Origin of the sequence: Acinetobacter sp. XS-4 (assembly GCF_023920705.1) — a bacterium.
In the GTDB taxonomy this organism is placed as follows: Bacteria; Pseudomonadota; Gammaproteobacteria; order Pseudomonadales; family Moraxellaceae; genus Acinetobacter.
This window is the reverse complement of the sequence record NZ_CP094657.1, coordinates 2,497,876-2,519,050: the sequence shown is the minus strand read 5'-3', so window position 1 is coordinate 2,519,050 and position 21,175 is coordinate 2,497,876. Positions and strand designations below refer to the sequence as shown.

Genomic DNA, 21,175 nt, shown 5'->3' with positions numbered 1-21,175 from the left:
CTTCTTTTTTAGTTTCGAGAGTATTTAAGCGTCGAGTGTTTTACACAAAGAACAGATCGTGCCGTTATGTTTGTGAGAGAACATAATATCTGGGCGTTCGTAGCCTTGTTCACATACGCGGCAGTGATAGACGGTTGCTACAGGTGTACCTTCAGCATCGTAACGTGGTTCTTTAATGCCATCATCGTGTGACTTGATGTAGTATTTTCCTTTGGTTAATAAACCCATGATTGGTGTTAATAAAAAGGCAAGTATAAGCGCGATGAGTGGTGAGTAAGGAGCTAAGAAGCTACCAAATAATCCAAAGAATGCTGCAATCGATAAGCCTGCTGATACAAGGAAGGCAACCATGCCGACAGGGTTTACGTTGTATAGCATGTCACGGCGATATTCCGGTTCTTTCGGTGAAAGTTTTAAAACATATTTGTTGATTGAAATGTCTGTTGCAACAACCACAACCCATGCAATCGCAAAGTTTGAATAGAACCCTAAGATTTTACCCAGTACCGCAAACATGTTGCCTTCCATTAAAGCAAGTGCAATTGCCAAGTTCACCATCACAAAGACAATACGACCCGGATAATGTTTACTCATACGAGTGTAGGCACTTGTCCATGCAAGAGAACCCGAGTAAGCATTGGTCACATTAATTTTAATTTGAGAAATAACCACCAAAATCACTGCAAGTGTTAAAGCTGCCCAGCCCGGAAGCATGTCATGAAACGCTGCATTAAACTGTTGAACAGGTTCAGTGCTGTTTACGCCCGGTATTTTAGTGAGTAAATAGAAACCTAAAAATGCCCCAATAATTTGCTTAATCGCCCCTAAAATCACCCAACCTGGGCCCGCTGAAATAACCGCAGCCCACCATGCTTTGCTATTTTCTTTTGTTTTAGCAGGCATGAAGCGTAGGTAGTCAATTTGTTCACCAATTTGCATGATTAGCGATAAACAAATACCAGCACCTAACATGATCGCTGCCATGTCTACGGTGGCAAAACCTTCTTTACCTGTAAAAGTAGCAAATTGGCTGACTAAAGTTGGTTCTTGGTAAATTAGGTAGGCCACAGGGCCGATCATCAGAATTAACCAAAGTGGAGTAGTCCAAACTTGTAATTTACTCAAGGCTTTCATGCCGTAAATCACCAGCGGTATGACCATAACGGTTGAGATGAGATAGCCGGCCCAAAGCGGAATGCCTAAACCGAGTAGTAATCCTTGCGCCATGATTGAACCTTCAAGGGCAAAGAAAATAAATGTGAAACTGGCGAAAATGATACTGGTGAGGACTGATCCGATGTAACCGAAACCTGCGCCACGGGTAATCAAGTCGAGGTCGATGTTATAGCGCGCTGCGTAGTAGGCTAATGGAATGCCAGTTAAGAAGATAATAATCGCTGCAAATAAAATGGAGAAAACAGCATTGGTTGTTCCGTAAGACATACCAATACTGGCACCAATAGAAAAGTCAGCAAGATAGGCAATACCGCCAAGTGCAGTAATAGCGACAACTTTGGGACTCCAGCGCCGAAAGCTGTGTGGAGCATAACGTAAAGTATAATCTTCTAAGGTTTCATTCACTGCTTTTTGTGAATCTGTACCTTGCACAGTGTCCAGATTTGGATGTTCAGATACACTCATAACATCAATCTCCCAATCATTTTCGGTCAATCAACACAAATATTGATCATTGTTTTTTGATGGATTTGAGTGTGTGATTTTTGGGAAAAATTGAAAATACGTTATTTTGCGTATATATGCGTATTAGAAAAAATCGCCATGATAAATGACTTTTGGCATAAGGATTGCTGGGTTTAATGCAGCCCCATCCAAAACATGAGTGTTATGCCAGATTCTTCACGCCCCCAACAAGCACCACAACGCGTGATCAAAACACGCCGTGAATATAATATTTGGGTGGCAGATGAAAGTATCGAAGATTATGCGCTCCGCTATGCACCTACCTCAGTAAGAAAATGGTCACCTTGGACTGTGACCAACACCGCAATTTCGACCGTTAGCTTTCTGGCGATGGAGGCCATTGGGGCGACCATGCTTTGGCAGTATGGTTTTAGCAATGCAGTATGGGCAGCCATTGTCGTATGTACCATCATATTCTTAACCAGTTGGCCGATTAGTTATTACGCTGCAAAATATAATGTAGATGTCGATTTGCTTACTCGTGGTGCAGGTTTTGGCTACATTGGCTCAACCATTACATCTCTAATTTATGCCAGCTTTACCTTTATTTTGCTTGCGTTTGAAGCTGCAATTATGGCGATGGCACTTGAACTGGCTTTAGGTATTCCGCAAGTTATTGGTTATTTAATTTCTGCCTTAGTAATTTTGCCTTTAGTGGTCAAAGGTATTGGTTTTATTAACAAAGTTCAGGCAATCACGCAGCCAATCTGGCTCTTATTGCTGTTATTACCATGGTTTTTTGTACTTTGGAAAAAGCCACAAATTTTAAGTAGTAGCCTGCATTTTGTTGGTGCGGTTTCAAACTCAACTGATTTCAACCTGTATTACTTTGGTGCGGCGTGCACTCTTATTTTTTCATTTGTGATCCAAATTGGTGAGCAGGCCGACTATCTACGCTTTTTGCCGCAACAAGAAAAAAATAGAACTGCGTGGCGTTTTGCTGTTTTCTTAGGTGGGCCATCTTGGATTATTTTTGGTTTTCTAAAAGTTTTGATGGGCATGCTGCTGATGGTTTTGGCTTTTCAGTTGTTTATTCCTGTCTCTGAACTAGACAATCCAACTTATCTGTATTGGGTTGCCTATCAACAGTTTATTCCAAACCCTCAGCTTGCTTTAATCTTGACTCTAGCACTGGTTTGCTTGGCACAAATTAAAATTAATATGACCAATGCTTACGCTGGCTCATTGGCATGGTCAAACTTTTTTGCTCGCTTGACTCATAGCCATCCGGGGCGAATTGTCTGGCTTCTTTTTAATGTTTTTATTGCTATTGTTTTGATGGAAATGGGGATCAGCCATGCAGTTGAGCGCATTTTAGGTCTATATAGCAATATCGCTTTGGCATGGATTGGCGCCGTTGTTGCCGATTTAATTATCTGTAAGCCTTTAGGTTTAAGCCCGAAGGGAATTGAATTTCGCCGTGCTTATTTATACGACATTAACCCCGTAGGTGTAGGGGCTTTACTGATTGCTTCAGTGTTATCGATGCTCAGTTATTTGGGTTTTTTCGGATTGATGGCGAAAGGTTTAGCAAGTTTTATTGCTTTGGGGAGTGCGGTGTTATGTGTTCCTGTGATTGCTTACTTAACCAAAGGCAAATATTACATTGCGCGCCAGCCTGAAAAAATTCAGGCAACTTCAATTGCAAACTGTGTCGTGTGTGAAAGGGATTATGAACTCGCTGATATGGCAGGCTGCCCAGCCTATAACGGTACGATTTGTTCTTTATGCTGTTCACTTGAAGCACGCTGCCATGATTTATGTAAACCCGATGCGCGTTGGTCAGTACAACTTAAGAAAGCTATCTGGCACTATTTACCAGAACGTTGGGCCAGCCGTTTAAATAGCAGGGTTAGTTTATATTTATTACTGACTTTAGGGCTGTCGATCGTTTTAGCAGTCAGTTTGAGTCTGGTTTATATCCAAGAAAAGACCTATTTAGAAACAATTAATGCGGCAGCAGTTCCTCAGTTATTTACGCTATTTGTGAAAATTTACACCATTTTATTTTTATTAATGAGTGTTGCCGCATGGTGGTTAGTACTAAACGATGAAAGCCGCCGTAATGCTGAAATCGAAACGCATCAGCAAACAGCATTATTGATTGACGAAATTGCTGCCCATGAAGTCACTTCAAAAGACCTGCAAGATGCCAGAATTTCAGCAGAGCGAGCAAATGATGCAAAAAGCCGTTATGTCATTGGCATTAGCCACGAACTAAGAACACCTCTAAATAGTATTTTGGGCTATAGCCAATTACTTCAAAAACAAGAGCAGCTTTCAGAACAAGGCAAAATGGCGCTCGGGGTGATTAGCCGTAGTGGGCAACATCTGACTTCACTGATTGACGGTTTACTGGATTTAGCACGCATTGAAACAGGCAAAATTTCTTTAAATGTAGTCGATGTTCATTTCCCAAATTTTATAGAACAGATTATTCAAATGTTTCAGCCACAGTTTGAACAGAAGAATTTACAGTTTGTTTATGAAATTGGAGATAACCTGCCGCATTATGTCCGTACCGACAAAAAACGCTTAGAACAGGTACTTATTAATTTATTGGGCAATGCTTTAAAATTTACAACGAGCGGCACAATTACTTTAAAAGTCGAGTATCGTTTCCAAACGGCTTATTTTGAAATTAGAGATACGGGCTGTGGTATTGCTGAGGCCGATTTAGAGCGAATCTTTAATCCGTTTGAACGGGGCAGTAATGTGGTTCAAGGCGGATTTACCGGAACAGGACTCGGACTACCCATTGTCAAATTGTTGGTCGATTTACTCGGTGGCCAACTATCTGTGACTAGTCAGCTCAATCAGGGGTCACAGTTTAAGATTAAGTTTTATTTACCTTCAAAAGAAGTAGTGCATCCAATTTCTAATGTTTACTCAAACCAGATTACGGGTTATCAAGGCGAGCGAAAACGAATTTTGGTTGTCGATAATGAAGCGGTGGACCGAGGTTTAGTTGCTAATTTTCTCAAACCTTTAGGGTTTATGATTGAAGAAGCCGAGTCGGGCATTGATTGTTTAAGACGTGTACCTATTTTTCAACCTAATCTGATTTTGATGGATTTAAATATGCCTTTGATGGGCGGTTGGGAAACTGCGCGATTATTGCGTCAGAATAATATTACTAATGTACCGATCTTAATCATTTCCGCCAATGCGGGCGAGCGCGAAGTCAATCCACAAGATGCCATCTTAAGTGAGGACTTTATGCTAAAACCAATCGACCTCAATCTGTTGCTGAGTAAAATTGGAGACAAATTAGGTTTGATATGGATTGATTCTAAATCAGATGCACTACTTGAAAATAAAGAAATTCAAACACTTGATCTAAATATATATAAGCAAGAGCAAGCCACTTTTCATACACCAATTAAACAGCCAGAAGATAATGAGCTGCTCGATTTACAGCAAAGCTTGCAACAGTTAAAAGATTTGATTGGGCAGGGTTATATTCGTGGAATTCAACAGACTTTAACGCAATGTCGTCAAAATTTTCCAGAGCATAACGAGTTATGGGAACAGCTTGAGCATGCTATTCAAAAGTTTGATTTAAAACACGCGCAACGATTAATTCAGGATAAGCAATGAGTACGCAACATGTTTCTTTTCAGCAAGCTTCGCCAAACGAGCAGGCTGTTATTCTGATTGTGGATGATGTGCCGGAAAATTTAGGCTTGCTACATGAAAGTCTAGATCAGGCAGGTTATCGCGTGCTTGTCACAACCGATGGGTTAAGTGCCATTGAAATTGCACACCGATGTTTACCAGATATGATTTTGCTTGATGGCAATATGCCACATATGGACGGTTTTGAAAGTTGTATACAGCTTAAAGCGAGCCCAATTACGCAGTTTATTCCTGTCATTTTCATGACAGGCTTGTCGGAAACAGAACATATTGTGCGTGGTTTTCAGGTCGGTGGGGTGGACTATGTAACCAAACCACTAAATATTGAAGAAGTATTAGCAAGGGTAAAAACACATTTGGCACATGCCAAACTATTGCAGCAACAAAAACAGGTGATTGATGCAACGGAAACAGCAATTCTCGCACTAGATGTTCACGGTAAAATTGTTTGGAAAACTCAAAAAGCCAGTGATTTACTAAACCAATATTTACCCGAATTAGACGGTTTTGAGGCAGGTTTAAAAGCTTGGTTTTCAGATTTGGAACATGAAAAAGACCCCAAAAAATTAACCAGCTGTTCTTATTCAACGCCATCTCAGCAATTACAGCTTTTATTGCTTACGCCGTGGCAAACTGAACCAAGTGTGGCAAAAAATTATCTGATACAGATTAAGACTTCTACGCCAGCTTTGGAAATGGCTGATATTTTGAAATATTGCCCACAGTTGACTCAACGTGAGGCAGAAGTCATGCATTGGTTGTTGTTAGGGAAAACCAATAAAGATATTGCAGAAATTTTGGAGCTTAGCCCACGGACGGTGAACAAGCATTTAGAGCATGTTTTTGAAAAACTTTGCGTTGAAAACCGAACTGCTGCCGTGGCACACATTAATAGTCTGGTACAAGAGTTTCATTAACTTCATTTAAAAATAGAGGCCCGTGTTGAGCCTCTATCATCTGTATTACTTCAAGTTTTGTTTAAAGAAACTGGTTAATTTATTAAATGGAATGAGATCGACCCGATCATATAAATCAACATGTCCAGCACCTTTAACGTAATAAAGTTCTTTAGGTTGGCTTGCGAGTTTATAAGCTTCTTCACTAAACTCCTTTGAATGAGCCTGATCACCTGTAATAAACAACATTGGACGTGGTGAAATCGTTTCAATATCGTTAAATGGGTAGAAGTTTAAAAATTTGACATTACTTGTAAGCGTTGGGTGGGTTGTAAGCTCTCTCGATGAGCCTTTAGGCGTATATTCTCCGCGTGGAGTACGATAAAAGTCGTAAAATTCGCGTTGAATAGGGTGTGTATCTGCTGTTAGCTCATGCGTAGTTCCGCTGGTATATTTGGTTTCACCACCTTTAAACTCAACATAACGCTGTGCAGCGGCTTCTGCAATAATTTGCTTTCTTTGCTCTAGGGTTTGTGAGTGACGTAAGCCATTGCGGTTTGCTGCACCCATGTCGTACATACTTACAGTGGCAATAGCTTTCATACGTGGATCAATTTTTGCTGCACTAATGACAAAACTCCCACTTCCACAAATACCTAATACACCAATGTTATTACGGTCAATGAAGGATTGAGTTCCTAAGTAATCTACTGCGGCATTAAAAGCTTCTGTATAGATTTCTGGGGCAACTAGATTTCGAGGTTCACCTTCACTTTCACCCCAGTAAGGTAGGTCAATTGCTAGGGTAATAAACCCTTGCTCAGCTAATTTTTGTGCATAAAGCATAGAACTCTGTTCTTTCACAGCACCCATAGGGTGACCTACAATAATTGCAGGACTTTTACTATTTTTATTGAAGTTTTTAGGAATCACTAAGTTCCCAACCACGTTCATGTTGTATTGATTTTTAAAAGTCACTTTTTGAATAGTCACTTGCTGACTTTGATAAAAATTATTCGCGCCGTTACTCATGTCTGCTGCCATAGCTGAAGTTGAAGAAAAAAATCCAATTGTTGCTGCACAAATTGCCGCCGCTGTATGGGTTTTAAGCTTTTTAAAAAAGGGAGATGTAGTCATAAATACCTCAATTTAAACAATGTGAATGGGTGGATAGATAGATGTTTATTCGATTTGGGAAATTGAAATTTTGATGGGTTGTTTTTGCTTGAATGCTTGGGGAATAGCGTCAAGTTTCCCAAGAAAAATGAGGCCATTCGCGTAACCAACGGCTGAGTCTTTATAGAAAAAAGCCAGATTGCCCCATGGAGCATAATAGGTAAGATCACCAGCCTTGCCCGCATAACCATGAGGCGAACTCTGCGTAGTTAGCTTGTTTGGTAGATCGGCTATTTTTTCGGTAGCGTCATAATCTTTAAGTGTTAATGTCAGTGGAAGCTGCTTGGCAAAATCTTCAACAGTAGGTGTTATAGCTAATGTGGCAAATAGTGGTTGCTGTGTTCCATCAATATCAATACAGATTTTCATCATCGATACCCTTTGTTGATTTTTACCTTGAGGCTTTATTTCATAAGAAGCGGAGCTCACTGAGAACAAAACACATAGGCTGACTAAGCCTTTAAAAAACTTATAACTAGCCATATCAACTCACCTCGCTTCTTTAAGAAAAAGCACATAAAAGCAATGAAGCCATTTATTCTTAACGTAAAGATATGAGTGGAATTTATTAATTTTTTACAATAATAAAATGACTCATAATAATCGCCTCAGTTTATTTAAATCTTCATATTTACTGCTTGATAGGGATTTTAACGAATCTTCTTTTTAATAATTAGTCTAAAAAACAAACATGGACTTATGAGTAATATTCATGAATAGTTTTATCCTTTATAATGAGATTGACTCCCCAATAAGAGATAAAGCAGATGATAAATAAAGAAAACTATAATGATCTTTATGCTTTTTTAATGGTGGCAAGAGAGGGTAGTTTTACTAAGGCCGCAGGGAAAATGGGAATTTCACAATCTGCGCTAAGCCATACGATTCGGGGTTTAGAAGAACGTTTGGGAATGTTGCTCCTGACCAGAACTACACGTAGTGTTTCACCTACAGCAGCAGGCGAAAGGTTGAAACAAACGATTAGTGCCAGTTTTGACCAAATTGATAATGAATTGTCACTTTTAACATCATTTCGGGATCAACCTGCTGGTACGGTTCGGATTAATGCCAGCAGCCATGCAATACGGGAAGTGCTTATTCCAAAACTTAAAAAGATTGCTGGTGATTATCCTGATGTACAAGTGGAAGTGACTGCCTATAGCGGTATGGTCGATATTGTGGCAGAACGCTTTGATGCTGGAGTTCGTTTTGGAAGTCGGGTAGCAGATGGCATGATTGCGGTACGAATTAGTCCAGATGTCAAAATGGCGGTAATAGCAACACCAGCATATTTTGAGAAATATGGAATTCCCACAACTCCTAAAGATTTAGCAAATCATCAATGTATTGGCTATCGGTTAACGACCCAAGGCAGTGTGTATGCATGGGAATTTTTGAAGGATGGACAAGAAACAAAAATCAAAATCCAAGGACAATGGATATTTAATGAAAGCTATGAAATTGCACAAGCTGTTCGGGCTGGATTTGGACTAGCTTATATTCCAGAAGATTTGATTCGAGAAGATTTAAAAGAGGGGAAGCTGATTCAAGTTTTAGAAGAGTACAGTATCCAGTTTCCTGGATACCATTTGTACTATCCACATCGCAGACAACTTTCACCTGCGTTACGGTTGGTTATTGATGTATTACGTGAGTAGCATTTCGCCATGTGAGAAAAGCTGTAATTGCGCTTAATAGCAAAATAGTTGCGCTCATATAGAACGTGGCGCTATAACCATGTGAGTCATATAATAATCCGCCTATAGTTGCACCTAAAGTAATTGCAAATTGAATAATCGCAACCATCAAACCACCACCAATTTCGGCATCTTGATGTAGTGTTTGGGCAAGCCACGTGTTCCATGCAACAGGTGCCGACGTTCCAATAAAGCCCCATAAACCCATCAATATAGCAACGAACCATAAATGCTCACCACCAAACACAAAAGCTCCAGCAATCGCTGCCATGATCAATGGAATAAGAATCAGATAACGATAAACATGTTGGTGAAGGATTAAACTAATTACAAATGTACCCACTAAACCTGCTGAACCTAAGATTAATAATAAAATGGATAGCATTGTCGCATCGACATGAGTAACGGTTTCTAGAAATGGGCGTAAATAGGTAAATAGTGCAAATTGGCCCATAAACAATAATAAAATTCCTGTCATCCCATAAAGTACAATTGGGCGTTTTAGTAAACCAAATGGATTTTTAGATTTCTCGGCCGACACGATTGCTGGAAGAGAGGGCATACTTTTAAATTGCCAAATAAGTGCAACAATCGCGATAGGAACAATACAAAAAAAAGCGCCACGCCAGCCAATAATTGAACCCAAAAAACTTCCTAATGGTGCTGCAATTGTGGTGGCTAGAGCATTTCCGCCATTTAATAAACCGAGTGCTTTAGGTACTGAAAGCGGAGGAACGAGTCGCATGACAATTGATGTCGACATCGCCCAAAAACCGCCAATAACTATGCCTAAGATTGCACGACCCAACATAAACAAAGCCGCAGAATGAGCAAATGTAATGACTATGCCAGAGGCAATCATCAGTAGGGTGAGTAATAAAATGATATGACGTCGGTCCCATGCCTTAAATACACGGCTAATCGATAAGCTAGTAATAACAGCAAAAATACCTGAAATTGCGATTGCTTGACCCACTTGGCCTTCACTCATATTTAAATCTAAAGAGAGGGGGGTGAGTAAACTTACGGGCATGAACTCAGATGCAATTAATACTGCGCAGCAGAGCGACATTACAAAGACGGCACCCCAGGCAGGTGTTGAATGTTCATATGTGCTTTGCTCAATTTGATGAAAAGAAGGCATAAAAGTTCCAATCTAAAAACCATTGAATTTTCATAAATGAAATGAATAAAATCTGGTCGCAGAGCTTAACAGTAATGATTTGAGAGGATTAGACGCTGAATTACGAATAGAATTATGAGTTTTATGCATGAATTGTATTTAAAAAACATACAGACTCGCTGCTAAAAACAGGCTATTTTTTTACACTTAGATTTGTTCTTATAGATAAAGATAGACAAAGTCATTTCTAAATAAATATGAGTCATAATACGAGGAATTCATTGTGAATATTCAACAAAAAGATGATGCAAAACACGGCAGCTTTAGCTTACTTGATGGCGAAGCCGTTGCCGGTGAAATGACTTATACATGGGCAGGCGAAGGCATGCTAATTATTGATGCTACAGATGTGAATGAAAATTATCGCGGACAAGGTGTAGGTCGCCAATTACTTGATGCTTTGGTCGCCTTTGTTCGTGAAAAAGAGGTGAAGGTGATTCCACTTTGCCCATATGCAAAATCAGTTTTTGATAAAGACTCAAGCATTGGCGATGTACTTAGAAAATAAGTACTAGACTGAAAATTATTAAATAAAAAATCGGGCCTTGGTGTCCGATTTTTTATTGGTTTTAATATTCAACTTTATTTGAGTGAATATGTTTTGAGCGGTTGTATTCAACTGATTCGAAGTTTTTCGATTGCTAAATCGAATTTATCAAACTTATAGAAAAGCTTATCTAATAAAAATAGTTTTAGACCAATTGGGAAAAAAATAAACTCGTTACACAAATATTTAATGGCTGACGATAGCTAAATATTTATAACGTTTTAATATTATTTTTTGGAATTTTCCTTGAACTGGCAGTATATCCATAGTGTGTTGCCGCAATTTTTCTCTGCAACTTTGACCACGCTGAAAATTTCAATTATCAGCATTATTTTGGCGATTATTGTAGGGCTAATTTGCAGCATTTTAATCACATATCGCGTGCGGGTGCTAAATAGAATTGCCCAGTTCTATATTGAGTTATCTCGAAATACCCCTTTATTAATTCAACTGTTCTTTTTGTATTACGGTTTGCCAAAACTCGGTATCAAAATTGATGGTTTTGCTTGTGGTGTGATCGGACTGACCTTTTTGGGCGGAAGCTATATGGCTGAAGCCTTCCGAGCAGGTTTGCAGTCTGTTGCACAAGGGCAGATTGACTCAGCAAAAAGTATTGGTCTGCAACCGACTCAAATTTTTAGATACGTCATTTTTCCTCAAGCACTGGCCATTTCAATTCCAGCAATTGGGGCAAATTGTCTATTTTTGATTAAAGAAAGTTCTGTGGTCAGTGCCATAGCTGTCGTTGAACTGCTTTTTGTCACCAAAGACTTAATTGGCATGGACTATAAAACCACGGAAGCTTTGTTTTTACTCATCATGGCTTATCTGATTATTTTATTGCCTGTATCTATTTTAACCAGTTATCTGGAGCACAGAAGTCGGAAGGTGAGCCATGGAACTTGATTATCTATTTCAAGCAAGTCACCTCGAACGCTTAATGTGGGGACTTTGGGGAACTGCAAAAATTGCTTTTATTTCGGTCTTTTTCTCTGCGATTTTAGGCACAGTTTTCGGTGTTATTATGACTTCTAAAAACATAGTCGTTAAAGCGCTGTGTCGCCTGTATTTAGAAGCGATTCGAATCATTCCAATTTTAGTTTTACTGTTTGTCTTTTATTTCGGCTTTGCAACATGGTTTAACTGGCAGTTTTCCGCAATGTGGGTATGCGTTGTTGTATTTGTTTTATGGGGCACGGCTGAAATGGGAGACTTAGTCCGTGCAGCCATTACTTCAATTGATCAGCATCAACGTGATTCGGCTTATGCGCTCGGACTTAACCATGTTCAAGCTTTAATCTACGTCATTTTTCCGCAAAGTCTAAAACGCGTAACACCAGGCGCGATTAATTTATTTACCAGAATGGTAAAAACCAGCTCTTTGGCAGTACTGATTGGTGTGGTTGAGGTCATTAAAGTTGGCCAGCAAATTATTGAAAATTCGCTATTGACCGTGCCGAGCGCTTCTCTTTGGATTTATGGCTTTATTTTTATTTTGTATTTTCTGATTTGCTATCCCTTATCTCGTTTAGCGGCACATTTAGAAAAGGTCTGGGAGTAATTATGCCTTTGTTATCGATACAACAATTACAGAAATCATTTGCACAAAGTCATATTTTACAGGGCATTGATCTGGATGTAGAACAAGGAGAGGTGGTTGTTATTTTAGGTCCATCAGGTTGCGGTAAAAGTACCTTACTGCGCTGTATTAATGGATTAGAGCCAATTCAGGGTGGTGAGATTCGTTTAACTGGTTCAGGTGTGCTCGGTAAAGATGTGGACTGGACTAATGCTCGTCAAAAAATTGGTATGGTTTTTCAGAACTATGAGCTGTTTGGGCATATGAATGTCATTGACAACATTTTGCTTGGGCCACTCAAAGTACAAAAACGCCACCGTGATGAAGCTGAACAAGTAGCTGATGAGTTGTTAAAGCGAGTGGGGTTGTTTGAGCGAAAACTTGATTACCCACGACAACTTTCTGGTGGACAAAAACAGCGTATTGCTATTGTGCGTTCATTGGTTATGCAACCTAAAGTCATTTTACTTGATGAAATTACCGCTGCGCTTGACCCAGAAATGGTCAGGGAAGTGCTCGATGTAGTACTCAAGTTAGCGAATGAAGGAATGACCATGCTGATTGTGACACATGAGATGTCCTTTGCTCGCAAGGTTGCTGACCGCATTATTTTTATGGATAAGGGCAAGATTATTGAACAGGCATCACCAGAAGAATTTTTTGAACAGCCAAAAACAGAACGAGCGAAAGCCTTTTTAAATATTTTGTCGTACTAAATTTTTATTATTTGAATCATGAGGAAGTGAATGTTTAAACGTAATTCAATAAAAATATTAAGCAGTCTTGCCGTTGCTGGGGTGTTATTAACTGCATGTATTAAAACGCCATCAACTGAACAGGCAAGTAATACTCAAGTGGATCAATCTTTAGAACAAATCAAAAAAAATGGAGTTCTAAAAGTGGCCGTTTTTGCTGATGATCCGCCATTTGGTTATGTAGACAGTGCGGGGAATAATCAGGGCTTTGATGTGGCTTTAGCAAAACGGGTGACCAAAGATTTGCTTGGTGATGAAAAGAAAGTTGAGTTTATTGTGACTGAAGCTTCAAATCGGGTGGAGTTCTTAAAATCAAACCGTGCCGATGTGGTATTCGCAACATTTACAGTAACGCCTGAACGTAAAGAGGTTGTGGATTTTGCTGAGCCTTATTTAAAAGGTGCTTTTGGTATTGTCTCGCCTAAAGCCAAGCCGATTACAGATATTGCTCAATTAGAAGGTAAGACCTTAATTGTAAATAAAGGCACAAGTTCAGATACCTACTTTACCAAGCATTATCCAAAAGTGAATTTACTTAAGTTTGAAAGAAACTCGGATGCCTTTAAAGCCTTAACCGACGGTCGTGGTGACGCAATTTCACAAGATAGTACTTATGCTTTGGCGTGGGCCGCGAAGAACCCAAGTTATGTAGCAGGCATTCAGTCTATTGGTGATCAAGAGTTTATTGCACCAGCAGTTAAAAAGGGCAATACCCAATTATTGAATTGGCTTAATACTGAAATTAAGCAGCTAAGAACAAGTGGAGAAATTAATAAAATTTATGATGAAACCTTGAAACCAATTTATGGTGACTCGGTCAATCCGAATGTGTTTTTAGATGTAGGCCAATAATTTTCGATATCGCTAGAGCAGTGTTTAAAAGTAGGCGCTGCGATTTTAAATAAGACTTTTACAAGAACGATAGGGTGAAATAATGACAACATTAACATTTCAAAACGTGAAGCATATTTTGGCTGCATCTTTGCTGAGTTTAGGTTTAGTTGCCTGTGACAAAGGAACTCAGTCTACTGAAAAAACGGCCGATACCACACAAACTGTGTCGAGTATTGAACAGATTAAAAAGAATGGCGTGGTACGAATTGGCGTATTTAGTGATAAACCGCCGTTTGGATATTTAGATGCTCAAGGTAAAAATCAGGGCTTTGATGTAGAAATTGCCAAGCATGTCGCCAAGGATCTGCTGGGTGATGAAAACAAAGTAGAATTTGTTTTAACTGAAGCGGCTAACCGTGTCGAATATTTAAAAGCCAATAAAGTGGATATTATTTTTGCAAACTTTACGGTTACACCAGGACGTAAGGAAGTGGTTGATTTTGCTAAACCTTATTTAAAAGTGGCACTAGGTGTGGTTTCTCCTAAAAGCCATCCGATTACCGATGTTGCTCAACTTAAAGATAAAACTTTATTGGTAAACAAAGGTACGACGGCTGATTCATTCTTCACCAAGACTCATCCTGAAATTAAACTGCAAAAATATGAGCAAAACACTGAAACTTTTGATGCTTTAAAAGATGGCCGTGGTGCTGCACTTGCACATGATAACTTGTTGGTTTTAGCTTGGGCTAAAGAAAATCCAAATTACACCGTTGGCATTACCAATTTAGGTGAGCAGGACTTAATTGCACCCGCAGTGAAAAAGGGTGATAAAGAGTTATTGGACTGGTTGAACCAAGATTTAGAGAAACTGGCGAAAGAAGGCGTGATTCATCAGGCTTATGAAAAGACGTTAAAACCAGTGTATGGCGATACCATTAATCCAAAAGATTTATTGGTTGAGTAATTCTAATAAAGAGGACTCTAGATAGGATTTGCTTGAGCTAATGTTCATCTACAGCCTGCCCATAATTTATAAAGATAATGTTTTTGCAATATTTTTTTATAGATGTAAACAGTGGTCAGGTTCTGTAGATGAGAAAGTTTTTGGTTACTTTTTCCAAAAAATTAACAGAATTAGCTGTTTGCTTTAGAGGTTAAAAGGTAGGATTCCATCATGCTAATCCCTTGAATTTATATTACTTTAACTTAAATAAAGTCGGCTCTGCTGCTAATTTATCTGCCAAATATTGAATTAATACACTCAATTTAGGCGGGACATGCCTTGTCGGTGGGTAAAGTAACCACAGCCCACCACTATAATAGGTTTTAAAATACCAATCTGGTAGAACCTGAACTAAACTACCTTGTTGTAGAGCATGGCGTGCAACAAAGTAAGGTAAGCTCGCAATACCTAAATGTTGTAATGCGGCACTCAAACGCACACCCGTATGATTTGCAGCATAACGCCCACGCACAGCCACACTGATCGATTTATTTCCTTGTTGAAATTTCCATTTTGAGTCACTGGCTTGTTCGCCCAAGTAAATACATTCATGCTGCTTTAAATCATGAGGATGGTTCGGTGTGCCATGTTTGGCCAAATACTCAGGTGTGGCACAAATCAAATGGTCAATATCAATGAGCTTTCTTCCCATCAGCCCACCCGGTGGTTGCTCTGTAATCCGAAGCGCTAGGTCAACTCCATCATCAATGAGGTCTACATAGCGATCTTCTAAAAGCATTTGAATATCAATTTTTGGGTAGCGTTCTAAAAATTCAGGTAAATGCGGATGAATCATAAAATGCCCCACAGCTTTGGGAACACTCATGCGAATAATACCTTCAGGTTCGATATGAAATTGCCCTGAACTTTCCATAACTGCTTGTGCAGCATTCACCATATCTAAACAGCGTTGATAGACCTGTTGCCCACTTTCACTCAGACGAAGTTTCCGTGTAGTCCGATAGAGTAAGCGGGTGCCTAAAGCACGTTCTAAACGGGCAATCGCACGACTAACAGCAGAAGGTGTGGTACCAAGCTGCCTTGCAGTTTCAGAAAAACTTTCTGACTCGACTACCTTAACGAAGGTCGCCATTTCATTTAATAGACCCAGATTTTGATTTGTGCTCATGAGGCAAAAGTTATTTGGATTTTGATTGGATTATCGCGTTTAAGAAATCGCAATACAATCTTTTCATCGTAAGGTATGTATGAAAGAGTATGACACAAGCATTGTATTTATTAGGCACATTGAGTGCTGAGGTAGAGGTTTTAGCGTGTATTCCATCAGAAGATGGACGTTTTGCTGTGCGTTTATCAGTAACACCGTTTCACCCACAAGGTGGTGGTCAACCTAGTGACACTGGAAAAATTGCAGAGGTAGATGTAGTTCACGTTGCAATTGAACAAGGTGAAATAATTCATTACTGCTCACACCCCGTTGATTTAGGAAACACATTAGCTCAAGTTAATGAAAAGAAACGTCATTATCATAGCCGATTACATTCGGCTGGGCATCTCATTGCACATGTAATGCATTTATTTGGCTGGCAAGCTATAAAAGCTCAGCACTGGCCCAACGACGCTCGTGTTCAGTTTATTCCTTTGGATACGGCCCAACAGTTAGATGGTGAAACTCTTCAGCAGCAATGTTCTCACTATATTCAAGATGGTTTGCCAACCCATTTTCATCAACATGCTGATGGCTTTCATGAAATCAGTTTTGGTGAGTTTCCTGCATTTCCTTGTGGCGGAACTCATGTCACGTCATTAGCAGATATTGGTTCTATAGAAATTCAGTCTTATCAGTTTAAAAAAGGGAAGCTCAGTGTCAACTATAGCGTTGCCGAGGGGGTTGCATAAATGTGGCAGTTGTATGGACATGAGTTTTTAACGCTAGCACTCATTCACTTTATGGCGGTGATTTTACCGGGTCCAGATTTTGTGATTACGGTCAGACAAAGTGTGCGTTATGGTTACCTAATTGGATGTCTGACCGCGATTGGTATTGGTGTCGGAATTTCAGTCCATGTGTTTTATACACTGGTTGGGATTGGTTTTTTGATTCAGCAAAGTGAATGGCTCATGTCGCTTATTAGAGCAGCAGGAGCAGTCTATTTAATTTATTTGGGGTGGCAATGTTTACGTAGCCAGCCAAATACCAATATTGAAATTAATGGTCAAACAGACAGTGATACTCCAAGTTTATTTAAATCTTTTACGATGGGTTTTCTCACCAATGCGTTAAACCCCAAAGCCACTATCTTCTTTCTGGCAATTTTTACGACGATTGTAAGTACGACTACACCGATGAAAATTCAGGTCTTTTATGGGGTATGGATGTGTATGGTCAATGCCATCTGGTTTATGGTGGTGAGTGTACTGTTTGCACAGCCTATTGTACGTAAACGGTTTTTGGAGTTCGGAGTTTACTTTGAGCGGGTAATGGGGGTGTTGTTAATTGGGATTGCATTGAGATTGATTTGGGGATTGTTTAATTAAGCTGGAGATCTATTAATATTTCCTCTGGTTAAAGTCATCTGCAAGTTTTAGATTAGCATGACGGAGTCTTCCCGTTTATGCGTCAGAATGAATTAGCTAATTCTGTTACTTTTTTTGGAAAAAGTAACCAAAAAACTTTCTCATCTACAGAACCTGTTAACTGTTTTCACTTATCGGGAAATGTTGCAAAAACATTATTTTTATAAATTATGGGCAGGCTGTAGATGACTCTTAGCTCGAGCCGAAGGCTAACCTAGAAATCGAATTTTAAATAATAAGACTCCGCCGTGATAACCGCTAATGACTTTTAGTTCAGCCCAAAGCTATTCACAAGCTCTTAGATAGCACGACAGAGTATTATCGCTTAAAGTTTTAATTTCTTCAGTCGCCTTCGGCTGGACTTACTTTGGTTTCGCTCAAAGTAAGCAAAAGCATTGTCATCTGCAAAACCTGTCGACTTATTTCATTTAACTAGTATTTCACAGAAACAGAATCTTTTTGATGCTACGCAGGTTGCAGACGACTTTTGCTCGAGTAAATGTAGTGCTAGGACTATTTGAGTTTTAATAGTTTCCTCATTGAAAAATTGAATTTTAATGATGGCAAATTAATTATAAAAAAGACCGCTCGAAAGCAGTCTTTTTTGCAAAAATAAATTTAACTGGTACGCCTATTACGCGTTAGTTGATGTAAAACCGATACCAATAAATCAATTTCTTCAGTTGTATTATAAAAAGCCAAAGACGGACGCACGGTCTGTTCCACACCAAAACGACGTAAAATTGGTTGTGCACAGTGGTGGCCAGAACGTACCGCAATACCATGTTGATTTAAAGCTTTGCCCACTTGTTCAGTTGAATAGCCTTGTAAGGTAAAGGACATGACACTGGCTTTGTGATGTGCGGTTCCGATCAAGCGTAAACCAGACACGCTGCTCAGTGCATTTTGACCATATTCGAGTAGATCATGTTCATAGCGAGCAATGTTATGAATACCTAGACTTTCGACATATTCAAGTGCAGCGCCTAAGCCGACAGCATCGGCAATGTTTCCAGTTCCAGCTTCAAACTTGTTTGGTGCAGGTTGGTAAACCACCTTTTCGAAGGTAACATCTTGAATCATGTTACCTCCACCTTCCCAAACAGGCATGCTTTCTAGCAACTCTGGTTTTGCATAGACCGCGCCAATACCCGTCGGCCCAAACACTTTATGTCCAGAGAACACAAAAAAGTCTGCATCAAGGGCCTGAACATCGGTAGGGATGTGCGAAACAGATTGAGCACCATCAACTAAAACACGTACACCTTTGGCATGCGCAATTTTAATGACTTCAGCAACAGGTGTGACTGTACCTAAAGCATTCGAAACTTGAGTAATCGAAAGTAGTTTAGTGCGCTCATTAATCAGTCTTGGCAACTCTTCTAAAATAATTTGCCCAGTGTCGTCGACAGGAATGACTCGTAATTTCGCTCCAGTTTTTTTAGTGAGTTGATACCAAGGCACAATATTGGCATGGTGTTCCAAGTGAGAAACAATAATTTCATCACCTTCGCCAATATTTTGTTCGCCCCATGTTTTTGCAATAAGGTTAATCCCTTCGGTCGTTCCTCGTACAAAGATAATTTCTTTAGAAGAGGGTGCCCCAATAAATCTGGCAACTACATTTCTTGCATGCTCATAGGCATCGGTCGCACGAGCTGCTAACTCATGTGCAGCACGATGAATGTTTGAGTTTTCATGCTGGTAAAAATAAGCAATCCGGTCAATCACGCGCTGCGGTTTTTGTGTGGTCGCAGCATTGTCTAACCAGACCAAAGGACGACCATTGACACGTTCCTGTAAAATTGGAAAATCGCGACGAATGGCATGTACATCAAGCGGTTGCGCACTACTTGCTACAAAGGTGGGTTGTGACGGTTCATAGTGGCTATAACTTTGTCCACTTTGTGGTAAGTCTAAAAAGTAAAATGCTGAACTTTGGGTAGGCGTGTTCGTTGCAAAACGATCTTCAGCCAGCAATGATGTCAGCTGGTCACCATGTGGCAACTGAAAAGACTGCGCAACTGAGTAATTATCCTCAACTCCTTTAACTGAAGGTTCTGCTGTATTTGGAGCAGAAAAATCATTTAAAAAATAATAAGGTGATTCACCTGCACCAGTAGGTACGCTTGGTTCAATGCGTGGCACATTGGGTTCACTATGAGCAGCTTGTGGCAAATGTGGTTCAAATGGTGGGCGCGGTAAATTCGCACCACCAACCACAGGTGCAGACGCTACAATTCGGCGTTCAGGGTAATCTGGCAAATTTGGAATATGCTCAGGATATTCCGGATTGAGACTTTTCTGAAAGGCGATATTAGGCGCACGACCACTGAGTGCAGAAAATGGTTCACCTGGTTGTGGTGGGTGCGGCGGTGCTCCAACAGGTAAGTCCAGATTAAGTCCCGATGGAGAAGCCGAACTGCCTGAGCTTGGTAGTGCTGAAAAAAACTCATTGGCAAGACGGGCAATCGTGGATTCATCGGGGAAGTTGGCTGGTGGATTAACACCAACCACTTCGGGCCCTGTTGGACTACCTTGCAGATTACTTGTAGTTAACTGGGTAGTCATGATATTTGTCCACCTCCACATCATCTAGTACTGCCAACGCATCATCGGTGAGTACTGCAAGTGAGCAATATAACGAGATCAGATACGACGCAATTGCATTACGGTTAATTCCCATAAAACGTACTGAAAGACCCGGTGACTGTTCTCCTGCAAGGCCTGGTTGGAACAAGCCAACAATACCTTGACGCTTTTCACCAACACGAAGTAGTAAGATTTTAGTTTTGCCATCTTCTACAGGAATTTTATTGGATGGAATAAGTGGAATACCGCGCCATGTAATGAATTGCGAACCAAATAAGCTAACCGTTGGAGGTGGTACGCCACGACGTGTACATTCACGGCCAAATGCTGCAATGGCATCAGGATGTGCTAGGAAAAAACCAGGTTCTTTCCATACTTTACGTAGCAAATCATCGAAATCATCTGGAGTAGGTGGGCCATTTAAAGTCGAAATACGTTGGTCATCTGTCACACTCGCCAATAAACCGTATTCAGGGTTATTGATAAGCTCACTTTCTTGACGTTCTTTAATGGTTTCAATCGTTAAACGAAGCTGTTCTTTAATTTGGTCATGTGGGCTGCTGTAAAGGTCAGCAACACGTGTATGTACATCTAAAACAGTTGATACACCATTTAAAAAGTATTCGCGTGGCTCAGGGTCATAATCAACAAAAGTCTGAGGTAATGTTGCTTCATCACGCTGAGTGCAAGCCACCTGAATGTCATCGGTATTATTTACACGGTTTAGGCGATAAATACCTGCTTCAACAGGGAGCCATTGAAGTAAGTGAGTCAGCCATCGGGGAGTAATCGTAGAAAGTTGGGGAGCTGTCTTGGTTGCATTGGCCAATTGACGGGCTGCATGGTCCCCAAGAGCAAGTTGGGCTTTGTCTGTATTTTTCGCCATGAATCTTTTTCCTTATTACAGTGGCTTGGTAAATCAAAAATTAAAAATTCTAGGATGGATATAAACTAGAATTAGTTCTGGTTTTAAAATAAAAGAGCGTTATAAAGTTTTAAAATAAGAAGTTTATTCATTAAAAAAACTATTTT

At 39.9% G+C, this 21,175-nt stretch carries 19 protein-coding genes and 2 pseudogenes; 12 read left to right on the top strand and 9 right to left on the bottom strand.

Features of this window, described 5'->3' with window-relative positions; translation table 11 throughout:
• Positions 1 to 24 precede the first annotated feature (24 nt).
• On the bottom strand, positions 25 to 1,641 hold the full coding sequence (locus MMY79_RS11785) for an allantoin permease (protein ID WP_252608684.1): 1,617 nt from the start codon (positions 1,639 to 1,641) through the stop codon (positions 25 to 27).
• Positions 1,642 to 1,836: 195 nt separating this feature from the next.
• On the opposite strand from MMY79_RS11785, the gene MMY79_RS11780 reads away from it, so the two are divergent.
• Both MMY79_RS11780 and MMY79_RS11775 read left to right on the top strand, forming a co-directional pair.
• The gene (locus tag MMY79_RS11780; RefSeq protein ID WP_252608680.1) at positions 1,837 to 5,301 is read left to right on the top strand and encodes an ATP-binding protein; all 3,465 of its coding nucleotides are present in this window, start codon (positions 1,837 to 1,839) and stop codon (positions 5,299 to 5,301) included.
• A complete protein-coding gene (locus MMY79_RS11775; RefSeq protein WP_252608678.1) occupies positions 5,298 to 6,257 on the top strand; it encodes a response regulator transcription factor in 960 nt (319 codons plus the stop codon). The genes MMY79_RS11780 and MMY79_RS11775 overlap by 4 nt, the downstream gene beginning before the upstream one ends.
• 45 nt (positions 6,258 to 6,302) lie before the next feature.
• Here MMY79_RS11775 and MMY79_RS11770 read toward each other — a convergent pair whose 3' ends face one another.
• Together MMY79_RS11770 and MMY79_RS11765 are read right to left on the bottom strand one after the other, a co-directional pair.
• On the bottom strand, positions 6,303 to 7,373 hold the full coding sequence (locus MMY79_RS11770) for an alpha/beta hydrolase (RefSeq protein ID WP_252608675.1): 1,071 nt from the start codon (positions 7,371 to 7,373) through the stop codon (positions 6,303 to 6,305).
• Positions 7,374 to 7,418: 45 nt separating this feature from the next.
• Positions 7,419 to 7,895, bottom strand: a complete 477-nt coding sequence (locus MMY79_RS11765; RefSeq protein WP_252608671.1) for a cyclophilin-like fold protein — start codon at positions 7,893 to 7,895, stop codon at positions 7,419 to 7,421.
• Between the two features lie 284 nt (positions 7,896 to 8,179).
• On the opposite strand from MMY79_RS11765, the gene MMY79_RS11760 reads away from it, so the two are divergent.
• Positions 8,180 to 9,070: a LysR family transcriptional regulator gene (locus MMY79_RS11760; RefSeq protein ID WP_252608669.1), complete on the top strand. Its 891-nt coding sequence runs from the start codon at positions 8,180 to 8,182 to the stop codon at positions 9,068 to 9,070.
• On the opposite strand, the gene MMY79_RS11755 is transcribed toward MMY79_RS11760, so the two are convergent.
• Positions 9,048 to 10,253, bottom strand: coding sequence for an MFS transporter (locus MMY79_RS11755; protein ID WP_252608667.1), 1,206 nt, complete (start codon positions 10,251 to 10,253; stop codon positions 9,048 to 9,050). The genes MMY79_RS11760 and MMY79_RS11755 overlap by 23 nt on opposite strands.
• Before the next feature lie 262 nt (positions 10,254 to 10,515).
• Here MMY79_RS11755 and MMY79_RS11750 point away from each other — a divergent pair, with 262 nt between their 5' ends.
• Positions 10,516 to 10,800 carry a GNAT family N-acetyltransferase gene (locus MMY79_RS11750; RefSeq protein ID WP_252608664.1) on the top strand — a complete coding sequence of 95 codons (285 nt, stop codon included), beginning with the start codon at positions 10,516 to 10,518 and terminating at the stop codon, positions 10,798 to 10,800.
• 107 nt (positions 10,801 to 10,907) lie between these two features.
• Here MMY79_RS11750 and MMY79_RS11745 read toward each other — a convergent pair whose 3' ends face one another.
• Positions 10,908 to 11,021, bottom strand: coding sequence for a hypothetical protein (locus tag MMY79_RS11745; protein WP_252608661.1), 114 nt, complete (start codon positions 11,019 to 11,021; stop codon positions 10,908 to 10,910).
• Positions 11,022 to 11,085: 64 nt separating this feature from the next.
• Here MMY79_RS11745 and MMY79_RS11740 point away from each other — a divergent pair, with 64 nt between their 5' ends.
• From MMY79_RS11740 to MMY79_RS11720, 5 genes are all read left to right on the top strand, one after another.
• Positions 11,086 to 11,745 (top strand): amino acid ABC transporter permease, encoded by a 660-nt coding sequence (locus tag MMY79_RS11740; protein WP_252608659.1) that lies wholly within the window; start codon positions 11,086 to 11,088, stop codon positions 11,743 to 11,745.
• The gene (locus tag MMY79_RS11735) at positions 11,735 to 12,400 is read left to right on the top strand and encodes an amino acid ABC transporter permease (RefSeq protein ID WP_252608657.1); all 666 of its coding nucleotides are present in this window, start codon (positions 11,735 to 11,737) and stop codon (positions 12,398 to 12,400) included. The genes MMY79_RS11740 and MMY79_RS11735 overlap by 11 nt, the downstream gene beginning before the upstream one ends.
• Positions 12,401 to 12,402: 2 nt before the next feature.
• The gene (locus tag MMY79_RS11730) at positions 12,403 to 13,134 is read left to right on the top strand and encodes an amino acid ABC transporter ATP-binding protein (protein WP_001130360.1); all 732 of its coding nucleotides are present in this window, start codon (positions 12,403 to 12,405) and stop codon (positions 13,132 to 13,134) included.
• Positions 13,135 to 13,164: 30 nt separating this feature from the next.
• Positions 13,165 to 14,025: a transporter substrate-binding domain-containing protein gene (locus tag MMY79_RS11725; RefSeq protein WP_252608648.1), complete on the top strand. Its 861-nt coding sequence runs from the start codon at positions 13,165 to 13,167 to the stop codon at positions 14,023 to 14,025.
• 82 nt (positions 14,026 to 14,107) lie between these two features.
• Positions 14,108 to 14,974, top strand: coding sequence for a cysteine ABC transporter substrate-binding protein (locus MMY79_RS11720; RefSeq protein ID WP_252608645.1), 867 nt, complete (start codon positions 14,108 to 14,110; stop codon positions 14,972 to 14,974).
• Between the two features lie 37 nt (positions 14,975 to 15,011).
• On the opposite strand, the pseudogene MMY79_RS11715 reads toward MMY79_RS11720, so the two are convergent.
• Positions 15,012 to 15,117 (bottom strand): annotated as a pseudogene (locus tag MMY79_RS11715) (hypothetical protein); the annotation flags it as partial.
• 89 nt (positions 15,118 to 15,206) lie between these two features.
• Entirely contained in the window at positions 15,207 to 16,142 is a 936-nt protein-coding gene (locus MMY79_RS11710; protein ID WP_252608640.1) for a LysR family transcriptional regulator, read from the bottom strand.
• An 89-nt stretch (positions 16,143 to 16,231) separates the two neighbouring features.
• On the opposite strand from MMY79_RS11710, the gene MMY79_RS11705 reads away from it, so the two are divergent.
• From MMY79_RS11705 to MMY79_RS11695, 3 genes and pseudogenes are all read left to right on the top strand, one after another.
• Positions 16,232 to 16,873 (top strand): alanyl-tRNA editing protein, encoded by a 642-nt coding sequence (locus tag MMY79_RS11705; RefSeq protein ID WP_252608638.1) that lies wholly within the window; start codon positions 16,232 to 16,234, stop codon positions 16,871 to 16,873.
• Entirely contained in the window at positions 16,874 to 17,512 is a 639-nt protein-coding gene (locus MMY79_RS11700; RefSeq protein WP_252608636.1) for a LysE family translocator, read from the top strand. It abuts the gene before it with no gap.
• Between the two features lie 114 nt (positions 17,513 to 17,626).
• Positions 17,627 to 17,747, top strand: a pseudogene (locus MMY79_RS11695) (hypothetical protein).
• A 422-nt stretch (positions 17,748 to 18,169) separates the two neighbouring features.
• Here the strand turns inward: MMY79_RS11695 and MMY79_RS11690 are convergent.
• Together MMY79_RS11690 and MMY79_RS11685 are read right to left on the bottom strand one after the other, a co-directional pair.
• The gene (locus MMY79_RS11690; RefSeq protein WP_252608634.1) at positions 18,170 to 20,122 is read right to left on the bottom strand and encodes a family 2A encapsulin nanocompartment cargo protein cysteine desulfurase; all 1,953 of its coding nucleotides are present in this window, start codon (positions 20,120 to 20,122) and stop codon (positions 18,170 to 18,172) included.
• A complete protein-coding gene (locus tag MMY79_RS11685; protein WP_239936972.1) occupies positions 20,097 to 21,029 on the bottom strand; it encodes a family 2A encapsulin nanocompartment shell protein in 933 nt (310 codons plus the stop codon). Before MMY79_RS11685 ends, MMY79_RS11690 begins: the two co-directional genes overlap by 26 nt.
• Positions 21,030 to 21,175: the final 146 nt, after the last annotated feature.